The organism is Lysobacter sp. Root604 (genome assembly GCF_001427505.1).
Taxonomy (GTDB): Bacteria; Pseudomonadota; Gammaproteobacteria; order Xanthomonadales; family Xanthomonadaceae; genus Lysobacter.
On the sequence record NZ_LMGS01000009.1, the window covers coordinates 663,906 to 682,190 of the forward strand.

An 18,285-nucleotide genomic window follows, 5' to 3' on the forward strand; every position below is an offset into this window, starting at 1 on the left:
CGGAGGGACTGATCTGCACGAACAACGCCCCGAGATCGGGGCGTTGTTGTTTCCGGGGTAGCCCCTAGTGCAACGAGCGCTGCGCGGCCGCGTCGGCGTCGGCGGTGATCTCGCCCAGGAGGCCTTCGCCCTGGTCGGCTTCGAACAGTTCCTCCAGCTCCTTGCGCGCGTCCTTGGCCGATTGCAGCAGCGCGGCCTCGTCGTCGTGGACCAGGTACTGGGCGTTGAGCATGCGCTCGTCGTGTTCGCGGAAACGCTCGGTGTGGTCGCGCGCGACTTCCGGCGCCACGCCCAATGAGGTCAGCACGTGTTCGCCCAGCTTGAGGCTGGAATGGAAGGTCTCGCGGATCGGTTCGGCGCCCAGGTCCATCAGCTGCCAGGCATGCCGGCGATCGCGTGCGCGCGCGAACACCTTGGCGCGCGGGTACAGACGGCGCAGGGTGCGCACGGTGCGGATGTTGCCGTCGTGGTCGTCGATGGCGATCACGAATACATCGACCTGGGCGGCGCCGGCAGAACGCAGCAGCTCCGGGCGCGCCGGGTCGCCGTAATAGACCATGTTGCCGAAGCGGCGCATGAAGTCGACCTGGTCGGCGCTGTTCTCGATCGCGATGAACGGCACTTTGTGGGCCAGCAGCAGGCGCGCCACGATCTGGCCGAAGCGGCCCATACCCGCGATCAGGACCTTGGGGTGGTTGTCGGGAATCTGGTCGAACTCGCGCTTGGGCTTGGCCTTGGGCGCGGCCGACAAGGCGCGCGAGATCGCGATCAGCAGCAATGGCGTCAACGCCATCGACACGCCAACCGCGGCGATCAAACGGTCGCGCGAGGGGTCGTCGAGCAGACCGGCGTTGACCGCTTCGTTGAACACGATGAAGGCGAACTCGCCGCCTAGCGACATCACCGCGGCCAGTTGCACCGATTCGCGACGGTCCAGGCCGCCCGGGTGCAGGCCGACGCCGAACAGCAGGGCGAACTTGACCAGCATCAGTACCGCCACCATCGCCGCGATCATCGCCGGCTCGGAGACCACGCGCTGCAGGTCGATGCTCATGCCCACGGCCATGAAGAACAGACCCAGCAGCAGGCCCTTGAACGGGTCGATCTGCGATTCGAGCTCGTGGCGGAATTCCGAATCGGCCAGCAGCACACCGGCGATGAAGGCACCCAGGCCCGCGGACAGGCCGGCGATCTGCATCACCCAGGCCGCGCCCAGCACCGTCAACAGCGCCGCGCCGGTGAACACTTCCGGCATCTGGGTGCGCGCCACGATCCGGAACACGTGCCGCAGCAACACGCGGCCGCCGAAAATCACCGCACCGATCGCGCCGACCGCCTTGGCGATCGCGACCCATTCCATGCCGCCGCCCTGGACCGACGCGGCCTTGCCCAGCAGCGGAATCGCCGCCAGCAGCGGGATCGCGGCCAGGTCCTGGAACAGCAGGATCGCGAACGCGAGCCGGCCGTAGTCGCTGGTCAGTTCCTTGCGCTCGGACATCAGCTGCAGGCAGACCGCGGTCGAGGACAGGGCCAGGCCCACGCCCACCACCACCGCCGCCTTCCAGCCCAGGCCGCCGCCGAACATCGCGATCGCGCCCAGGGCCAGGCCGCTGAGCAGCACCTGCAGGCCGCCGGCGCCGAACACCGGCTTGCGCATCACCCGCAGACGCGATGGCGACAGCTCCAGACCGATCACGAACAGCATCATCACCACGCCGATTTCCGACGCGGCCAGCACCGGTTCGGCGTTGCGGATCACCTTGACCCCGTAGGGGCCCAGCACCACGCCGGCGGCCAGGTAGCCCAGCACCGCGCCCAGTCCGAACTTGCGGAACACCGGCACCGCGATCACCGCGGCCAGCAGGAAGACCAGCGCAAGTTCCAGACCGCCGCTATGCATGCATCACCCTCGTCGCCCGCCAGATCGCCGCCATCCGCGACGCCTTCATCTTACCGACCGCGGCGGACGCGGTGGTGGCGCATGGGCGGGAAACAGCTTCCGCTCCAGCGGTCCAATCGGCGCGCCGCGATGGCGCGTCGCAGCAGGCTCGCGTCCGCGCGTTCTTGCGGCGAAACGGTGAACCCGATGCGCTAGAGGCCGCCTGGGCATTGCTAAGCTCGCAAGGCGCGCGGCCGCCACGGGCAGGAGCCCGGGCCGCGACGCATCCACGCTACATCCACAGGAGCTACACGATGCAAGGAAACTCCCTCCGGCGGACCGCGCTCGCGCTGTCCGCCCTGAGCCTGGCCGCCTCGGCCTGGGCCCAATCCCCACCGGCACCGCCCAAACCGCCGGTGGACTCGATCATGACCACGCGCGTCGACAGCGAGATCGCGATCGACCCCAGCGGCGCCCTGATCGACTACCGCAGCGAGACCCCGCTGCCCGACGACGTCAAGACCAGCCTGGAACGCCAGGTGCGCGCCTGGCGCTTCGAGCCGGTGCTGGTGCAGGGCAAGCCGGTCACCGCCAAGGCGCGCATGCGCGTGACCCTGGCCGCGCGCCAACTCGGCGAGGAGCGCTACGCGGTCACCGTCGACAACGTGACCTTCCCGGCCACCGGCTACGGCGTACTGCCCGATGCGCCGCCGGCCGCGGTCACGATCAGCAGCCGCAAGATCGTGGCGCCGTCCTATCCCGAAGGTCTGGCGCGCGCACGCGTGGGTGGTGTGGTGCTGCTTTACCTGCGCCTGTCCGCGGACGGTCGCGTGCTCGAAGCGGCGCCGGTGCAGACCAGCCTGCTCAACGTCTACGGCAGCGACAAGGCCCTGGCCAAGGGCGTGGCGGCGCTGGAGCAGGCCACCGCGCGCGCCGCGCGCAGCTGGCAGTTCAACGTGCAGTTGCACACCGACCATCCCAGCGCGCGCGATCTCACCGTGAGCATGCCGGTGGAGTTCCAGGCCCCGGGCATGCGCGAGACCCGTCCGGGCCAGTGGCGCTCCGAAGTGCGCGGCGCGCGCCGCGAACCGGCCTGGCTGCAAAGCGACGCCGGCAATCAGCGCATCGGCGTGTCCGATGTCGATGCCGGCGACGTGGTGCCCTTGGCCAGTGCGATCAAGCTGGCCAGCGAAGTGAAGGGCGTCGCGCTGTAAGCCATTGCGGCCGCCGGGCAGTGCGCCCGGCGGCCGTTGTTCATGCGGCGGTGGCGGCCAGGCGACACGGGGATTTTCAATCCCCTGCTCCGCGACCGATCAACCCAGCCAGTCGCGGCAGGCCAACGGCGCGCGGACCCGCGCCTTAGCGTGCCGTGGGCTGCTGCTGGGTCACGCAATGCACCATGCCGCCCCATCGCGCGCGGTCAGGAACAGCGCCGGGGTGGCGATACCGCGCTCGCGTCATTGCCGCAGCACGGTCAGCGCATCGCCATCGGGCCGTCCGCGATCGAGCACGAAGGCGTCGTAGGCGTGGGAGCGCACGAAGGACTCCGCGGGCGCCAGATCCGCAACCTCGTCCACCGCATGCCCATGCGCGCGCAGGCGGCCGGCGACGGTTGCGCGCAGATCGGCTTGGTCTTCGAGTACGAGCAATCGCATGCGCGCAGCTCACCGCCGCCGCCGCGATCGCCGCGCTGTCCGCCGCCGCCGTGCTATTACGTGCGCCTAATTGGGACGGCCGCAAAGGACAGCCTCGATGAGCGCCACGCACGCCTTGCGTCGCCGCCTGCGCGCGCTCGCGCTGACGGCCGGATGGATCGCCGCCGGCGCCGCCGCGGCCCAGACCGGCTCCGGTTATTTCCGCTATGGCGATGCACGCCTGAGCCTGGCGCATGCGATCGCGGTGATCGAGGAGCCGTCCGATCAGACCGAGGAGCGCCGCACCCTGGTGTTCCTCAGCGCCAAGCCGCTGGACGCGGCCGCGGTCGCCGCGGCTTTCGACGCGATGGACGCGGTGCGCGAACAGGCGCCCGCGGGCGGCTACGTGCGCCTGTGCATCGCCGCCGACGGCAGCGAATGCGGTTTGTTCTATTCGCCCGAAGGCTTCAACAGCGGCGGCTACGGCGAACTCGCTCTGCAACGCAACGAGGCCGTGCGCATCGCCGGCCGCTGGCAGCTGGCCGAGGGCGATTTCCTCGGCACGCCCTACGATTTCGATCTGCGCTTCGACACGCCGATCGCGCCCGCGCCCGGCAGCGCCTTGCCGGCCGGCGGCGGCGCGCCCGGCGCGGCCTACAACGCCTGGCTGGAGGCCCTGGCCAAGGGCGACGTCGCCGCCCTGCGCCGCATGGGCGGCGAGGACGCGCGCTGGCGCTTCCCCGAGGACGATGCCGGCACGGTCAAGGAATCGCTGAAGTCCCTGCGCGACGGCGAGCCGTTGCAGGCGCGGATCGCGCGCGGCCGCCAGCACGGCGACCAGGCCGTGCTCTGGGTCGAGGGCGTGGATCGCGACGACATCCGCCGCCGCGGCCGCGTGCTGATGCGCCGCACCGCCGCCGGCTGGCAGCACGCCGAATCCGACCTCAGCAGCGTCGACGAGTAGGGCGGCCACGCCCCGTTACGCCGGCCCAGGAAGGCCGGCGCCAGGCCCGACCCCGCCCCGCCCCGCGGGGGTTTTCCTTTCCGGACCGGATCGGCCGGATGCGGCGAACCCGCCTGGACCGCCCGGGCGCCCACCACACGCCCCCGAATTGCCCCGGTCATTCGACGGGCGCATGATTCAGCTTCGACCCTGGGCCGGAGTGCCCAAGGGTTGGTTCACCAGGAGCTAGTTCACCGGACAAGGAGTAAGTGCTAATGAATGCAGTAGTCGATTCGATTTCGGACGACAGCGGCACACGCGGCGGCAACGCCACGGTGGCCCGTCGTTGGTACGCGGGACAGGGTGCGCCGCAGGACCGCGCCCTCAATTACACGGCGTTGCTGCCCGCCGACGACGAATGGTCGCGCGATACCGTGCTGCGTGCGGTCGTCGCCGACGCCTTGCAGCGCAACGGCCAGGTCGTGGACGAGGACACCCTCGAAGCCACGGTGGCCTCGGTCTCGGGGCCTGGCGGCGCGCTCGCCCAGACCGCCCTGACCTGGAAGCTGTACCCCGGCGAGACCCGCGCCGACGGCCGCGTGTCGCCGCCGTTCCACGGTTATGCGGTGGAATTGCCGGCCACCCTGCAGACCTCGCTGGTCGGTTACGCCAAGAGCTGGTCGGCGCAACGCGACGCCAGCCCCGACGCGCCCGTCGATAAGCCGCTGGCCGAGCTCCAGCAGCTCGCCCAAAGCGGTGGGCACGCCGACGTGGCCCAGACCTTGGCCGCGCTGGAAGCCGCGATCAAGGCCGGCACCGCCGCCAGCCAGGCCGGACAGCCGGTGGACGCGGTGGCGATGGCGGCGGTGCTGCAGTTCGCCACCAGCACCGGGCGCGAACGCGAGGCGGCCAAGATCCTGGAGCGCTACAGCGCGATCAAGGGCGTGGCCAACGACGCCAAGGCCATCGGCCAGGACGCCGAGCGTGTGTTCAACGGCCGCGATCCGATCACCCGCAAGCCGCTGGACACCGACCGCCGCGTCGATGCCGCGTTCGACCTGCTCGGCAACGGCTTCAAGCTGGCCGGCGACGTCGGCCAGACCGCGCTGCTGCTGGGCGCGCGCAACTCCGGCCTGGTCGGCGGCCTGATCGGCGTCGCCCCGGTGGGCGTGGCCATCGTCGCCTTCGCCGCCGGCGCCTATCAATTGATCAAGCACATCCGCGAAGAGATCCTCGCGCCACGCTGGGACGAGTTCCGCGAACGCTTCCCGTTCGCCGAAGGCCTGGAGCCGCGCAAGGCGATCAGCGGCGTGATGCGCCAGATCTCGGGCATGCCCACCGACGCCGGCAACGCCCTGTCCACCGCCACCCGCGTGCTCGATGCGATGGGCGAAAACCCGGAAACGCGCGAGCGCTTCCTGGCCTTCCTCAAGCAGAAGGTGCAGCCCGAGTCGCTGGTCGACATCCTCGCCTCCGGCCAGGGCCTGGAGCGCCTGAGCGCGCAGCAGGCGGTCGATCTGGCCAAGGCCGCGAAGGGTTCGTCCAAGGAGTTCCTGGAACTGGAGCTGCAGGACGTCAAACGCTACGTGCGCGATCGCGACGGCGACCGCGAGCGCGGCACCTACCTGTTGCCCGCGGCCCAGCAGGAAGCGGCCAACCGCAACACCAACAAGGTCGGCGGCGCGGTCGACGAAGGCCTGCGCGTGGCCGGCGTGTTGACCAGCGGCGCGAACGCCTTGAACGGCATGTACAAGGACATGCTGGACAAGCTCAAGGGCGTGGACCCCGCGCAGGTCAAGCTCAACCCGCAGCAGCAGCAGAACCTGGCCGCCGCGCTGGTGCCGGCCACCCGCGACGGCGGCCTGACCCAGGTCGATCACCTGTTCGCCAGCAAGGACGGCAGCAAGCTGTTCGCGGTCCAGGGCGATCCGGCCTCGGCCAACCGGCGCATGGTCTCGATCGACGTCGCGGCCGGCTCCAGCCAAAGTCTGGAAGTGAGCAGCCAGCTCGCCGCGCGCAACATGGCGGCCGGCCAAACACCGGCGCCGCAGACCACGCAGGGCGGCGGTCGCGGGCTGTAAGCGCGACGATCGGGCAATACGACGACGGCCCCGCACACGCGGGGCCGTTTTCTTTGAGGGCTGGCGGTAGAAACGAAAACGCCCCGCAATGCGGGGCGTTTCGTTGACGGTTCGGGCCGCGCCTCAGCGCTTCATCGAACTGAAGAACTCGTCGTTGGACTTGGTGGTCTTCATCTTGTCCAGCAGGAATTCCATCGCGCCGATCTCGTCCATGCCGTGCAGCAGCTTGCGCAGGATCCAGATCTTCTGCAGCAGTTCCGGCTCGATCAGCAGATCCTCGCGGCGGGTGCCGGAGCGGTTGATATTGATCGCGGGGTAGACTCGCTTTTCGGCGATGCGGCGGTCCAGGTGCACTTCCGAGTTGCCGGTGCCCTTGAACTCTTCGTAGATCACCTCGTCCATCTTGCTGCCGGTGTCGATCAAGGCGGTGGCGATGATGGTCAGCGAGCCGCCTTCCTCGACGTTGCGCGCGGCGCCGAAGAAGCGCTTCGGACGGTGCAGGGCGTTGGCGTCGACGCCGCCGGTCAGGACCTTGCCTGAGCTGGGCACGACGTTGTTGTAAGCGCGGGCTAGGCGGGTGATCGAGTCGAGCAGGATCACCACGTCCTTCTTGTGTTCGACCAGGCGCTTGGCGCGCTCGATCACCATCTCGGCGACCTGGACGTGGCGGCCGGCGGGTTCGTCGAAGGTCGAGGAGACCACTTCGCCGCGCACGGTGCGCTGCATTTCGGTCACTTCTTCCGGACGCTCGTCCACCAGCAGCACGATCAGGTGCACGTCGGGGTGGTTGTGGGTGATCGCGGTGGCGACCTGCTGCATCAGCATGGTCTTACCGGCCTTGGGCGGCGACACGATCAGGGCGCGCTGGCCCTTACCCTGCGGCGCCATCAGGTCGAGGATGCGGCCGGTGATGTCTTCGGTCGAACCGTCGCCGCGCTCGAGGCGGAACTTGCGGCGCGGGAACAGCGGGGTCAGGTTCTCGAACAGGACCTTGTTCTTGGACGCTTCCAGCGGCTCGCCGTTGATGGTGTCGACGATGGACAGGGCGAAATAGCGTTCGCCGTCCTTGGGGAAGCGGATGCGGCCGGACAGGTGGTCGCCGGTGCGCAGGTTGAAGCGGCGGATCTGGCTGGGCGAGATGTAGGTGTCGTCCGGGCCGGCCAGGTAGCTGGCCTCGGCCGCGCGCAGGAAGCCGAAGCCGTCGGGCAGGATTTCCAGCACGCCGTCGGCGGCGACGCCTTCGCCGTGGCGGGTCAGCACCTTGAGCAGGGCGAAAATCACGTCCTGCTTGCGGGCGCGGGCCACGCCTTCCTGAATGCTCAGCTGGTCGGCGATTTCGAGCAGCTTGGGCGCCGGCATGCGCTTGAGGTCGCCCAAGGAGTACTGCGGGAAGCCTTCCGGCACCTGCGGGTGCGGACGCGGGACGAAGTTCTCGCCGTTGCCGCCGTCGTTGGACATGCCTTCGTCGCGCGGACGGCCGCCACGGTCGCGATCGCGGTCGCGGCGGTTGCGGAAGCGGTCGCGGCGGTTGTTGTTGCCGCCTCGATCGTTGTTGTAGCCGCCTTCGCCGCGTTGGGCGTTGCCGCCGTCGTTGCCGCCCTGCGGCGCGCCATCTGCGCCGGACGAGGCCGGTGCGGAGTCGCCAGAGTAGGGGGCAGAAGCGGCGGGGGCGGCCGGCGCGGGCGCCGGAGCGGCCGGCGGTGCGCTGGGCGCAGGAGCGGGAGCGGACGGGCTGGCGGCTGCGGGAGCGGCGTCGGCTTTGGCGACACGCGGCTTACGCACGCGCTTTTCGGCGATATCGCCAGCGTCGGGGGTGTTATCGGACAAGCAGGGATTCCTCGCTAAGGGCGAGCGCTCGCAGGCAGCGAGCGGGACGTCGGGGACGTGGGTGGATGATGGTTTTGCGAGAGGGGGTGCGGCGCTGCCAGTGCTACGGTTCGGCGCCGGGTGCTGCGAAACTAGCACTGCTGTTGCGCGGCGGCAAGCGTTATGGGGCCTGCCGTTCACGTTGCCGGGCAAGCCGGCGACCTACGCCCGGCGTGGGCGGGCGTAGGCGGGGGGGCGATCAGATCGCCTTGTCGATCATCTGGGTCAGCAGCGACTTGATGTTCGGCGGGGCGCCGAGCTGGCTGGAATGGACCTGGCCGTCCTTGAACATCAGCAGCATCGGGATGCTGCGCACGTTGTAGCGAACCCCCAGCGACGGGAACTCCTGCACGTCGACCTTCACGACCTTGGCCTTGCCTTCGTACTGGTCGGCGAGCTGTTCGACGATCGGCCCGATCGCCTTGCAGGGGCCACACCAGGGGGCCCAGAAGTCGACCAGGACGGGTTCGGACGACTGCAGCACGGTGGCATCGAAGTCGGAATCGCCAGCATGCAGAACTTTTTCGCTCACGGGGATGATCTCCTGCGGGGGTACGCGCCCGTACGGAACGGGCTCATATTGAATGGTATCCCCGGGCGGGCCGTGCCGGGCGGGGGCTTACTGTAAACTGGGGCGTTTCGCGGCACCTTCAAGGGCTGCGCCACGGCCTCTTCCAGAGGCAGAACGTCGGGTCGGCCATGGGGTCTGCCCGGCCCCGGCAGTCTGCTTCGCCGACGCCACCCACGCAAGCGCAGTTCTGCGCGCGGACCCTTAAGACGCATGAGCGACAAGCCTTTAACCGATATCACGTTTTCCTCGTTCGAACTGCATCCCAGCCTGCTCGCCGGCCTCGAAGCCGCCGGCTTCTCGCGCTGCACGCCGATCCAGGCGCTGACCCTGCCGATCACGCTGACCGGGCGCGACGTCGCCGGCCAGGCCCAGACCGGTACCGGCAAGACGCTGGCCTTCCTGGTCACCGTCATCAACCGCCTGTTGACCAGCCCGGCCCTGGCCGAGCGCAAGCCCGAGGATCCGCGCGCGCTGATCCTGGCCCCGACCCGCGAACTGGCGATCCAGATCCATAAGGACGCGGTCAAGTTCGGTTCCGAGCTGGGCCTGAAGTTCGCCCTGGTCTACGGCGGCGTCGACTACGACAAGCAGCGCGAGCTGCTGCAGAAGGGCGCCGACGTCATCATCGCCACGCCCGGCCGCCTGATCGACTACGTCAAGCAGCACAAGGTCGTGTCGCTGCATGCCTGCGAAATGTGCGTGCTCGACGAAGCCGACCGCATGTTCGACCTGGGCTTCATCAAGGACATCCGCTTCCTGCTGCGTCGCATGCCGATCCGCACCGAGCGCCAGACCTTGCTGTTCTCGGCCACCTTGAGCCACCGCGTGCTCGAGCTGGCCTACGAGCACATGAACGAGCCCGAGAAGATCGTCGTCGAGACCGAGTTCATCACCGCGGCCAAGGTGCGCCAGAAGGTGTACTTCCCGTCCGACGAGGAAAAGATCCCGCTGCTGCTGGGCCTGCTGTCGCGCTCCGAGGGCGCGCGCACCATGGTGTTCGTCAACACCAAGGTCTGGGTCGAGCGCGTGGCGCGTTCGCTGGAGCGCGGCGGCTACCGGGTCGGCGTGCTGTCGGGCGACGTGCCGCAGAAGAAGCGCGAGTCGCTGCTCAACAAGTTCCAGAAGGGCCAGCTCGAGATCCTGGTCGCCACCGACGTGGCCGCCCGCGGCCTGCACATCGACGGCGTCAGCCACGTCTACAACTACGACCTGCCGTTCGATGCCGAGGACTACGTCCACCGCATCGGCCGCACCGCGCGCCTGGGCGCCGAGGGCGACGCGATCAGCTTCGCCTGCGAGCGCTACGCGATGAGCCTGCCGGACATCGAAAGCTACATCGAGCAGAAGCTGCCGGTGGCCACGGTCGACGCCGACCTGCTGGTCGCGCTGCCGCGCAAGCCGCGCGAAGTGCCGGCGGGCGAGGAAGGCGAGGAGAACGAAAGCATCGGCGCGATCTTCAAGGAAGCGCGCGAGCAGCGCGCCGCCGACGAAGAACGCCGTGGCGGCGGTCGCAGCGGCAGCCGCAGCGGCGGTTCGCGCGACGGTGGTCGTCGCGAGGGAGGCCCGCGCCGCGAAGGTTCGCGCAGCGAGCGTCCGCGTCGCGAAGCCGGCGCCGCCGCACCCGCGGCCGAGGGCGCCGCACCGCGTCCGCCGCGTCCTGAGCGCAAGCCGCGTCCGGAAACCGAGGCCGCTGCGGTCGCCACCGCTCCGGCGGCGGTCGAGGGCGAGCACGCCCCGCGCAAGCGGCGTCGCCGTCGCGGCGGTCGCCGCATCGAGGGCGCCGAGGGCGCGACGGCCCAGACCGCCCCGGTCACCGCGACCAAGGCGGCACCGGCGGCGAAGTCCGGCCCCGCCAAGCCGGCTCCGGCGGGCGAGGGCGAGGCCAAGCCCGGCGGTTTGCTCAGCCGCATCGGCCGCGGCCTGAAGTCGCTGGTCACGCGCGCGCCGCGTTCGCAGCACTGAGGCGGACGGGCCGCAGGCCCGTGCCGTCGAACGATACGGGCGCCCTGGGGCGCCCGTTTTCGTTGCGTCCGAGCGTGCCGCGATCGGTCGCGATGACCTAAGCGGGCTGGGTGCGCCCGGTTTCAGAGCGCCCGGTTGAGGAACACGGTCCAGGTGTTGGGCGCGGTTTCCAGCAGCTGGAACACGTCCAGATCGCCATCGCTGTCGACGTCGAGCAACTGGAATTGATTGCCGTAGTTCGGCGGCGGCGGCCAGCCGACCCCGAAGGCGCCGCCCAGGTTGGGCCAGGGCGCGAACACGCCGCCGCCGCCCGGTTCGAAGTGGGTGCGGCGTCCGGCGCTGGCGGCGCTGCACCAGATCGTCAGGCGCCAGTTCGGCGGCGCGCTGCCCCAGGACGGGAACACGATGAAGCGGGCGTTGCCGTAGCCGGTGGAGCCGGCCGGGCAACCGATGGTGCCGATGTTGAGCGGCGGGTCGTACTGCTCGGCGCGGGCGCTCTGGCTGTGCAGGCCCAAGGCCAGGGCCAGGGCGAACGCGATTTGTAGCCGGGTGGTTTGCATATTCTTCTCCTTAAGAATGAAAGCCGGAACCGAACGCCAGCCGGTGTCGACTGGCCGGCGACGGTGGTCGATCGTGGTGCCTTCCTTGTTGCACGACGTCAGGGCGCTGCCGGGCCGTTGCCGGGCATGAAGCGAGTGCTGCGGGAACGGTGCGCGCGCCGGCGTTGCGCCGGCGACCGTTGCGGCTGGCCGACCGGCGCGTTGCGCCCGCGGTGAGCCGGGAAGGTCGTGGGGCGGGGCGTCGACGACCCCGCCGTTGCGACCGAGTCGTCCCTGCCGACCGCAGGGCCACGCTAGTGCAAGCCCGCGCCGGGAAACGTGATGTGTTCTCGCGAATCGCGCATCTGCGATACTTCCGCCATGACCGTACTGCGCTTCGACAACGTCAGTAAACGCTACAGCAGCGGCCACGAGGCGCTGAGCGAAGTCAGCTTCGAGGTGGCCCCCGGCGAGATGCTGTTCGTGACCGGCCATTCCGGCGCCGGCAAGAGCACGCTGCTGAAGCTGATCCACCTCAGCGAGCGGCCCAGCCGCGGCGCGGTGCTGTTCGGCGAGAAGAACCTGCTCAAGGTGCGCGGCCGCCGCGTCGCCCTGCACCGGCGCGACATCGGCGTGGTCTACCAGGACCATCGCCTGCTCGCCGATCGCAGCGTCGCCGACAACGTCGGCCTGCCGCTGCTGCTACGCGGCCTGCGCCGCGGCGATATCGCCAAGCGCGTGCGCGCGGTGCTGGACAAGGTCGGCCTGGCCACGCGCGAGCGTGCGCTGCCGGGCGAGCTGTCGGCCGGCGAGCAACAGCGCGTCGGCATCGCCCGCGCGATCGTCGGCGAACCGCGTCTGCTGGTGGCCGACGAACCCACCGGCAACCTCGACCCGACCCTGTCGGCCGAGATCCTGGCCCTGTTCGCCTCGCTGCCCGAGCGCGGCACCAGCGTGCTCGTCGCCAGCCACGACCTCAGCCTGGTCAAGCGCATGCGCAAGCGCGTGCTGGTCTTGAATCAGGGGCGCCTGGTCGACGACATCTCGCCGGAGGATCTGGCCGAATGAACGCCAAAGCCGCCGCGCCCTCCGATTCGCGTTCGCGCCTGGGCACCTGGGTCGATCACCACGTCTACAGTCTGGTCGCCAGCCTGGGCCGCATGCTGCGCAAGCCCTGGTCGACCGCGCTCACCGTCGGCGTGATGGCGGTGGCGCTGGCCCTGCCGCTGGGCCTGTGGGCGGCGCTGGCCAACATCGAACGCTTCACCGGCGACGTCGAGCAATCGCGCCAGATCGCGCTGTTCCTCAAGCCCGGTCTCGCCGCCGAACGCGCCAGCGCGCTCGCCGACGAATTGCGCGCGCGTCGCGACATCGCCGCGATCGAATTGCGTACGCCCGAACAAGGCCTGGCCGAGCTGCGCGAAAAGAGCGGCCTGGGCGAGGCGATCGGCACCCTCGAAGGCAATCCGCTGCCCAACCTGCTGCTGATCACGCCCAAGGGCGACGAGCTACTGCTGGCCGAATCGCTCAAGGCCCTGCCCGACGCCGATCTGGTCCAGCACGATGCCGGGTGGCGACAGCGCCTGGACGGCTGGCTGCGCTTCGGCAGCCGCCTGGCCTGGGTTCTGGCGGCGCTGCTGGGTCTGGGTGCGCTGCTGGTGGTGGGCAACACCGTGCGGCTGGACATCCAGTCGCGGCGCGAGGAGATCGGCGTGCTGCAGCTGCTGGGCGCGACCGACGGATTCATCCGGCGCCCGTTCCTGTACCTGGGCGCGTGCTACGGCCTGGCCGCGGGCGCGCTGGCCTTGGCCCTGCTGACCGCCGCCGACTTCGCCCTGCGCGAGCCGCTGGCCGAACTCGCGCGCAGCTACGGCAGCGCATTCGCCCTGCACGGCTTCGATCTGCGCTACGCCGCGGCGATCGTCGTCGGCGCGGCGGTGCTGGGCTGGTTGGGCGCGGGGCTGGTGACCGGGCATTACCTGCGCCAGACCCGGCCCACCGACACCTGAGCGGCGCGGTCGCCGTAGACGATCTGGCCGGGACGGAACGCGAGACTCGGAATCCGTAGCCGTTCGCGCCTAAACTCGGACTCCCTTGCGCCGTCGTCGATAGCGACCCGATCCGTCCCGCATGCATAGCCACGATCTACGCCATTTCGACAACGCCGCCCCCCGGGTGATGGTGGTCGACGGTTCCAAACTGGTGCGCAAGCTCATCGGCGACGTGCTCGCGCGCGAGCTGCCCAATGTCGAGGTCGTGCCCTGCGGCAGCATCGCCGAGGCGCGCGCGGCGCTGGACGGCGGCGCGGTCGATCTGGTGACGACCTCGCTGGTGTTGCCCGATGGCGATGGCATCGGCCTGGCGCGCAGCGTGCGCGAAGCCGGCGGCCAGGCCTACGTGCCGGTGATCGTGGTCTCGGGCGATGCCCAGGCCCATCTGGAGTCGCGCAGCTTCACCGAGGACGTCACCGACTATTTCGACAAGGCGCTGGGCCACAGCGCGCTCGCGGCCTTCATTCGCGGCTACGTGCAGCCCGAGCCGATCCCGGGCGCGCGCGTGCTCTACGTCGAGGACAGCCGCGTGGTCGCGGTGGCGACCAAGCGCATGCTCGAACGCCACGGCCTGCAGGTGCTGCATTTCATCGGCGTCGAAGAAGCGCTGGAGTATCTGGAAACCCACCGCGGCGCCGAGGACGTCGGCGCCGATCTGGTGCTGACCGACGTCTATCTGAAAGGCGCGCTCAGCGGCAACGACCTGCTCGAGCGCCTGCGCCAGGACTTCAAGTACGGCAAGCGCCGCCTGCCGGTGCTGGTGATGACCGGCGACGCCAACCGCCACAACCAGAGCGAGCTGCTGCGCGCCGGCGCCAACGACCTGGTGCTCAAGCCGATCGAAGAGCGCCTGCTGGTCACCAAGACCTTGTTCCAGCTGCGCCTGGCCCGGCTGCCCGAGCGCGCGTCCTCATGAACGGCGACAGCGGCGAGCGGGTCAAGCTGGAGCCGTCGTGGAAAGCGCGCGTCGGCGATTGGTTCGAGCGCGAGGACATGCGCGCGCTGTCGGCGTTCCTGCGCGAACGCAAGGCGGCCGGCGCCCGCATCTATCCGCCGGGCCCGCAGATCTTCGCCGCCTTCGACGCCACTCCGTTCGATCAGGTCAAGGTGGTCGTGCTCGGCCAGGATCCGTACCACGGGCCGGGCCAGGCCCACGGCCTGTGCTTCTCGGTGCAGCCGGGCGTGACGGTGCCGCCGTCGCTGGAGAACATCTATAAGGAAATCCATCGCGACCTGGGCCTGGCGCGTCCCGACCACGGTTACCTGATGGCGTGGGCACGCCAGGGCGTGCTGTTGCTCAACGCGGTGCTGACGGTCGAGGAGAGCCGCGCCGGCAGCCATCAGGGCAAGGGCTGGGAAGGCTTCACCGACCACGTCGTGGATACCCTCAACCGCGAGCGCGAGGGGCTGGTGTTCCTGCTCTGGGGCAGCTACGCCCAGGCCAAGGGCAAGGTGATCGACGCGCGCCGCCATCGCGTGCTCAAGGCGCCGCACCCCTCGCCGCTGTCGGCCCATCGCGGCTTCATGGGCTGCGGGCATTTCTCGGCCGTCAACGACTACCTGAGCCGGCAGGACCTGGCCGCGATCGACTGGTCGTTGCCGCCGCGCAGCGCGCTCTGATCGCCTCGCCGCGCCGCAAAAAAATCGCCCCGACCTAGGCCGGGGCTCAAAAGACAGCTACTCAGCGTCGATACCGGCGGCGAGGCTCGCGTCTTACTGCAGCGGCGGCACCTAGGAAGTGCCACGAATTCCGCTCAGCTAGGCCGCGTGGCCTGGATGTGTCGTTCGCTACGCTTGCGAGCGCCCGACCATGCCCGTGCCGATTGCAATCGGCACGCATAATTCTCACCGTAAGACTAATTGTCCAGATCGGAGAATTGCAAGCCGTTTCGACAAATATGTGAGGCTAAATTGTGCATTCCGTCAATAAACCGGGTCCGGCGGCAAGCGCGGCCGGGATCCGGGCGGCTTCGCACCCGCCTCGGGTCTAGTCGTTCGTCGCCATCAGGGCTTCGATGACGCTCTGATCGTCGTCGGTCGCGGCCACCGCCATCACCGTGGCGGCGTCGGAATCGGGCCCGATCACATACGCGTGACCCATGTTGGAGTCGATGTAGACCGACTCGCCTTCCTCCAGGGTCAGCGGATCGTAGAACTCGGTGTGCAGCACCACCGTGCCCTTGAGGACGTAGATGAATTCCTCGCCGGCATGGCGCAGGAACGGGCCGAACTCTTCCAGGCTACGCGCGCGCAGGTTCGCCACGCTCGGCACCATGCGCTTGCGGCGCAGTTCCGGGCATAGATAGAAGTATTCGTAGTTCTTGGAGTCGATGCGCACGGCATCGCTGACCCGGCCGATGCTGCGGCGTGCGGTCACCGCCGGCACGCTGGCATCCTCGCTTTCGGCGAACAGTTCCGACATGCGGATGTTCAAGCGCTCGCTGAGCTGCTGCAGGCGGTCGTAGGTCAGCGACAGACGGTCGTGCTCGATCTTGGACAGGGTGGATAACGGAATCCCGGAGCGTTCGCTCATCTGCTTCAACGTCCATTTGTTGCGCGCGCGCAGCGAACGCAACAGGCCGCCGATGGTCGGGTGAGACGACTTCATGGGATGTGGGTCTCCGCAAGCATGGAAACGGTACCAATTGCCTTGAATCGAAGCGGGAGACGCAAACGCCGCGTCGGGACGGGCAAAAGGTTCAGCTTGTGAAAAATACACAAGACTGGTGCAAAAAGTCAGCCTAACTTGTTGCTGGACCGTGATTTTCCGATTTGGAACACGGTCTTCACATTGTTCGTCTTGTGCCTCGCAATCTCAAGTGCTTGCGTGCATTGCGTGTGCGCGGATGGAGAGCCCAGGCGCATGGTCGAGCCTCTGTACGCAGCCAAAAGCCATCAATTTAGAGCCTCCAGTGGGCATTAAGTGTGCCTGTTCGCGCCAGGCGTCCGCCCCGATCGTGGCCCTGTCCCTGTAGCGGGCGTGCCCTGCGATGTCCTCTGTGGCCGCGCTTCCGCGATCCATATCAACGGACCCGGTCCGGATGCGGCGCGATTGGGCTGAGCAGGAGAAAGATTTGGTGGCTTAGATGTGCCGCCCCCGCCCAGCCGAAGCCCAGCGCCCCGGACATCGGTAGCCGCACCGCCGATGCGCCAGGTCCGCTGCTGCAACCGATGTACGCCGGTTTTGGCCAAGTCTTTACCGCTCCGGCGGGGGCGGAAGCCGTTCGGCACCTGCGCTGTTAAGGACGTTTTGAGTCACCAAGTGACGCTGAAGGTCCTAAAAATTGTGAAAGAACGCCCGAAATAAAACGGATCCGGGACTGGGACCGTTTTCTTATTGGCATGGTAATTGCCTATACAATCCTGATTGGGACAAAAAAATCCCATTAGGGGAACTGGCGCAGCTCGATGGCTCGGATGGCCGCTCGGGGGTGTTGGCGGTGGGTACGAGGCTGAAATGGTTCAGGGGGAGTGCAACGTGGCTGCAGACATCAATCGAGCGCTGACGGTAGTCGGTCGCTGCTTTCGCAAGTCGCTGCTGCTCCTGCTGCTGGGGGCGGTCTCGCTGCCCGCGTTGGCTCAGAACGCCGTCAACACCGCCACGGTCACGCCGCCCACCGGTGTGCAGAACCCAGGCACGCTGTGCACCAGCACCAATGGCGCGGCCAACTTCAACAGCACCACCGGCGTCTGCACCGCGACCGATAGCGATCCGATCCAGCGCAACATCACCCTGACCAAGGCCTGGACCAACGCGCTCGCCGGCGACGCGGTCAGCCTCACCATCACCGGCGCCAACGGCGCCGTCGCGGGTTCCTCCACCGCGCCGTCCACGACCACCAACGCCACGGCCACCGCCGGCGGTGGCGTCACGGTCACGCTGACCGAAGCCTTCACCACGGGCGCCGCCACCAACTACACCACCACCCTGGTGTGTACGGACGCCAGCAGCAACCCGGTGACAGTGACCGGGACCGGCCTGAGCCGCACCATCACCATGCCGGGCAGTGCGGTCACCTGTACCTACACCAATGCGCGCATCGCCCAGCAGCTGAACCTGGCCAAGAGCTGGGCGGCGGGCAGCGTGAGCGGCCACACCGCCTCGGCCACCACCACCGGCGGCACCGCCAACCCGACCTTCAGCGCGACCGCGCCGACCAACACCACCGGCACGGCTGTGACCGTGTTCGCGGGCGATGTCGTCACCCTGCCGGCCGAAACCTTCGGCGGCGGTGCCACCGCGGCCGGATACACCACTACCGTGGCTTGCGCCGGCGGCAGTACGCTGGCTAGCGGTGCTACTGGACGTAGCCTCACGATCGGCGCCAGCGCCACTGCGACCACGTGTACGTATTCCAACACGCCGGTTCCCGCGACGCTGACCCTGCAGAAGACCGTGGTGAACACCGGTGGCGGCACCGCCATCGACACCAACTGGACACTGACGGCAACCGGTCCGACCACGATCACCGGCACCGAAGGCGCCGCGACCGTCACCAATGCCCAGGTCAATCCGGGCAACTACCTCCTGACGGAAGCCGGTGGCCCCGCGGGTTACACCGCTTCGAGCTGGGTGTGCACGGGCGCCACCGTCACCGGTGGCAACCAGATCACCTTGGCGCTGGGAGATGCCGCCACTTGTACGATCACCAATACCTTCGCGCCTGCGCCTTCGCTGACGATCGATAAGGTCGCCGGTGCGCCTACGGGTGCGACGGCGGGCAGCACGATCCCGTACACGTTCACGGTGACGAACACG

General features: G+C 68.8%; 14 protein-coding genes and 1 pseudogene. 9 read left to right on the forward strand and 6 right to left on the reverse strand.

The window, feature by feature from the left end:
• Positions 1-64: 64 nt before the first annotated feature.
• The gene (locus ASD69_RS11290) at positions 65-1,900 is read right to left on the reverse strand and encodes a monovalent cation:proton antiporter-2 (CPA2) family protein (RefSeq protein ID WP_056177861.1); all 1,836 of its coding nucleotides are present in this window, start codon (positions 1,898-1,900) and stop codon (positions 65-67) included.
• Positions 1,901-2,193: 293 nt separating this feature from the next.
• On the opposite strand from ASD69_RS11290, the gene ASD69_RS11295 reads away from it, so the two are divergent.
• Complete coding sequence (locus ASD69_RS11295; RefSeq protein WP_157499160.1) at positions 2,194-3,093, forward strand: hypothetical protein; 900 nt, start codon at positions 2,194-2,196, stop codon at positions 3,091-3,093.
• A gap of 243 nt (positions 3,094-3,336) precedes the next feature.
• Here the strand turns inward: ASD69_RS11295 and ASD69_RS11300 are convergent, their stop codons facing one another.
• Complete coding sequence (locus ASD69_RS11300) at positions 3,337-3,534, reverse strand: hypothetical protein (protein WP_056177865.1); 198 nt, start codon at positions 3,532-3,534, stop codon at positions 3,337-3,339.
• A gap of 97 nt (positions 3,535-3,631) precedes the next feature.
• On the opposite strand from ASD69_RS11300, the gene ASD69_RS11305 reads away from it, so the two are divergent.
• Positions 3,632-4,477 carry a hypothetical protein gene (locus tag ASD69_RS11305; RefSeq protein ID WP_056177867.1) on the forward strand — a complete coding sequence of 282 codons (846 nt, stop codon included), beginning with the start codon at positions 3,632-3,634 and terminating at the stop codon, positions 4,475-4,477.
• Positions 4,478-4,731: 254 nt separating this feature from the next.
• Positions 4,732-6,537, forward strand: coding sequence for an XVIPCD domain-containing protein (locus ASD69_RS11310; protein WP_056177868.1), 1,806 nt, complete (start codon positions 4,732-4,734; stop codon positions 6,535-6,537).
• A gap of 123 nt (positions 6,538-6,660) precedes the next feature.
• Here ASD69_RS11310 and rho read toward each other — a convergent pair whose 3' ends face one another.
• Both rho and trxA read right to left on the reverse strand, forming a co-directional pair.
• Positions 6,661-8,364: a transcription termination factor Rho gene (gene rho / locus ASD69_RS11315; RefSeq protein ID WP_056177870.1), complete on the reverse strand. Its 1,704-nt coding sequence runs from the start codon at positions 8,362-8,364 to the stop codon at positions 6,661-6,663.
• A 238-nt stretch (positions 8,365-8,602) separates the two neighbouring features.
• Positions 8,603-8,935, reverse strand: coding sequence for a thioredoxin (trxA, locus tag ASD69_RS11320; protein ID WP_056177872.1), 333 nt, complete (start codon positions 8,933-8,935; stop codon positions 8,603-8,605).
• A gap of 249 nt (positions 8,936-9,184) precedes the next feature.
• On the opposite strand from trxA, the gene rhlB reads away from it, so the two are divergent.
• Positions 9,185-10,936, forward strand: a complete 1,752-nt coding sequence (rhlB, locus tag ASD69_RS11325) for an ATP-dependent RNA helicase RhlB (protein ID WP_056177874.1) — start codon at positions 9,185-9,187, stop codon at positions 10,934-10,936.
• A 122-nt stretch (positions 10,937-11,058) separates the two neighbouring features.
• On the opposite strand, the gene ASD69_RS11330 is transcribed toward rhlB, so the two are convergent.
• Positions 11,059-11,496, reverse strand: coding sequence for a hypothetical protein (locus ASD69_RS11330; protein WP_056177876.1), 438 nt, complete (start codon positions 11,494-11,496; stop codon positions 11,059-11,061).
• Positions 11,497-11,856: 360 nt separating this feature from the next.
• Between ASD69_RS11330 and ftsE the strand changes: the two genes are divergently transcribed.
• The 4 genes from ftsE (at position 11,857) to ung (ending at position 15,146) form a co-directional block, all read left to right on the forward strand.
• A complete protein-coding gene (ftsE, locus tag ASD69_RS11335) occupies positions 11,857-12,543 on the forward strand; it encodes a cell division ATP-binding protein FtsE (RefSeq protein WP_056177878.1) in 687 nt (228 codons plus the stop codon).
• The gene (gene ftsX, locus ASD69_RS11340) at positions 12,540-13,484 is read left to right on the forward strand and encodes a permease-like cell division protein FtsX (RefSeq protein WP_056177880.1); all 945 of its coding nucleotides are present in this window, start codon (positions 12,540-12,542) and stop codon (positions 13,482-13,484) included. Before ftsE ends, ftsX begins: the two co-directional genes overlap by 4 nt.
• A gap of 121 nt (positions 13,485-13,605) precedes the next feature.
• Positions 13,606-14,442, forward strand: coding sequence for a response regulator (locus tag ASD69_RS11345; RefSeq protein ID WP_056177881.1), 837 nt, complete (start codon positions 13,606-13,608; stop codon positions 14,440-14,442).
• Positions 14,439-15,146 carry a uracil-DNA glycosylase gene (gene ung, locus ASD69_RS11350; RefSeq protein WP_056177883.1) on the forward strand — a complete coding sequence of 236 codons (708 nt, stop codon included), beginning with the start codon at positions 14,439-14,441 and terminating at the stop codon, positions 15,144-15,146. The genes ASD69_RS11345 and ung overlap by 4 nt, the downstream gene beginning before the upstream one ends.
• Positions 15,147-15,513: 367 nt before the next feature.
• On the opposite strand, the gene ASD69_RS11355 is transcribed toward ung, so the two are convergent.
• Complete coding sequence (locus tag ASD69_RS11355; protein ID WP_056177885.1) at positions 15,514-16,134, reverse strand: XRE family transcriptional regulator; 621 nt, start codon at positions 16,132-16,134, stop codon at positions 15,514-15,516.
• An 870-nt stretch (positions 16,135-17,004) separates the two neighbouring features.
• On the opposite strand from ASD69_RS11355, the pseudogene ASD69_RS22240 reads away from it, so the two are divergent.
• Positions 17,005-18,285, forward strand: a pseudogene (locus tag ASD69_RS22240) (hypothetical protein); the annotation flags it as partial.

Bases quoted from the DNA above. Each gene is read 5' to 3' on its own strand.
- ASD69_RS11290 (WP_056177861.1), bottom strand. From the start codon at position 1,900: ATGCATAGCGGCGGTCTGGAACTTGCGCTGGTCTTCCTGCTGGCCGCG.
- ASD69_RS11295 (WP_157499160.1), top strand. From the start codon at position 2,194: ATGCAAGGAAACTCCCTCCGGCGGACCGCGCTCGCGCTGTCCGCCCTG.
- ASD69_RS11300 (WP_056177865.1), bottom strand. From the start codon at position 3,534: ATGCGATTGCTCGTACTCGAAGACCAAGCCGATCTGCGCGCAACCGTC.
- ASD69_RS11305 (WP_056177867.1), top strand. From the start codon at position 3,632: ATGAGCGCCACGCACGCCTTGCGTCGCCGCCTGCGCGCGCTCGCGCTG.
- ASD69_RS11310 (WP_056177868.1), top strand. From the start codon at position 4,732: ATGAATGCAGTAGTCGATTCGATTTCGGACGACAGCGGCACACGCGGC.
- rhlB (WP_056177874.1), top strand. From the start codon at position 9,185: ATGAGCGACAAGCCTTTAACCGATATCACGTTTTCCTCGTTCGAACTG.
- ASD69_RS11330 (WP_056177876.1), bottom strand. From the start codon at position 11,496: ATGCAAACCACCCGGCTACAAATCGCGTTCGCCCTGGCCCTGGCCTTG.
- ftsE (WP_056177878.1), top strand. From the start codon at position 11,857: ATGACCGTACTGCGCTTCGACAACGTCAGTAAACGCTACAGCAGCGGC.
- ftsX (WP_056177880.1), top strand. From the start codon at position 12,540: ATGAACGCCAAAGCCGCCGCGCCCTCCGATTCGCGTTCGCGCCTGGGC.
- ASD69_RS11345 (WP_056177881.1), top strand. From the start codon at position 13,606: ATGCATAGCCACGATCTACGCCATTTCGACAACGCCGCCCCCCGGGTG.
- ung (WP_056177883.1), top strand. From the start codon at position 14,439: ATGAACGGCGACAGCGGCGAGCGGGTCAAGCTGGAGCCGTCGTGGAAA.
- ASD69_RS11355 (WP_056177885.1), bottom strand. From the start codon at position 16,134: ATGAAGTCGTCTCACCCGACCATCGGCGGCCTGTTGCGTTCGCTGCGC.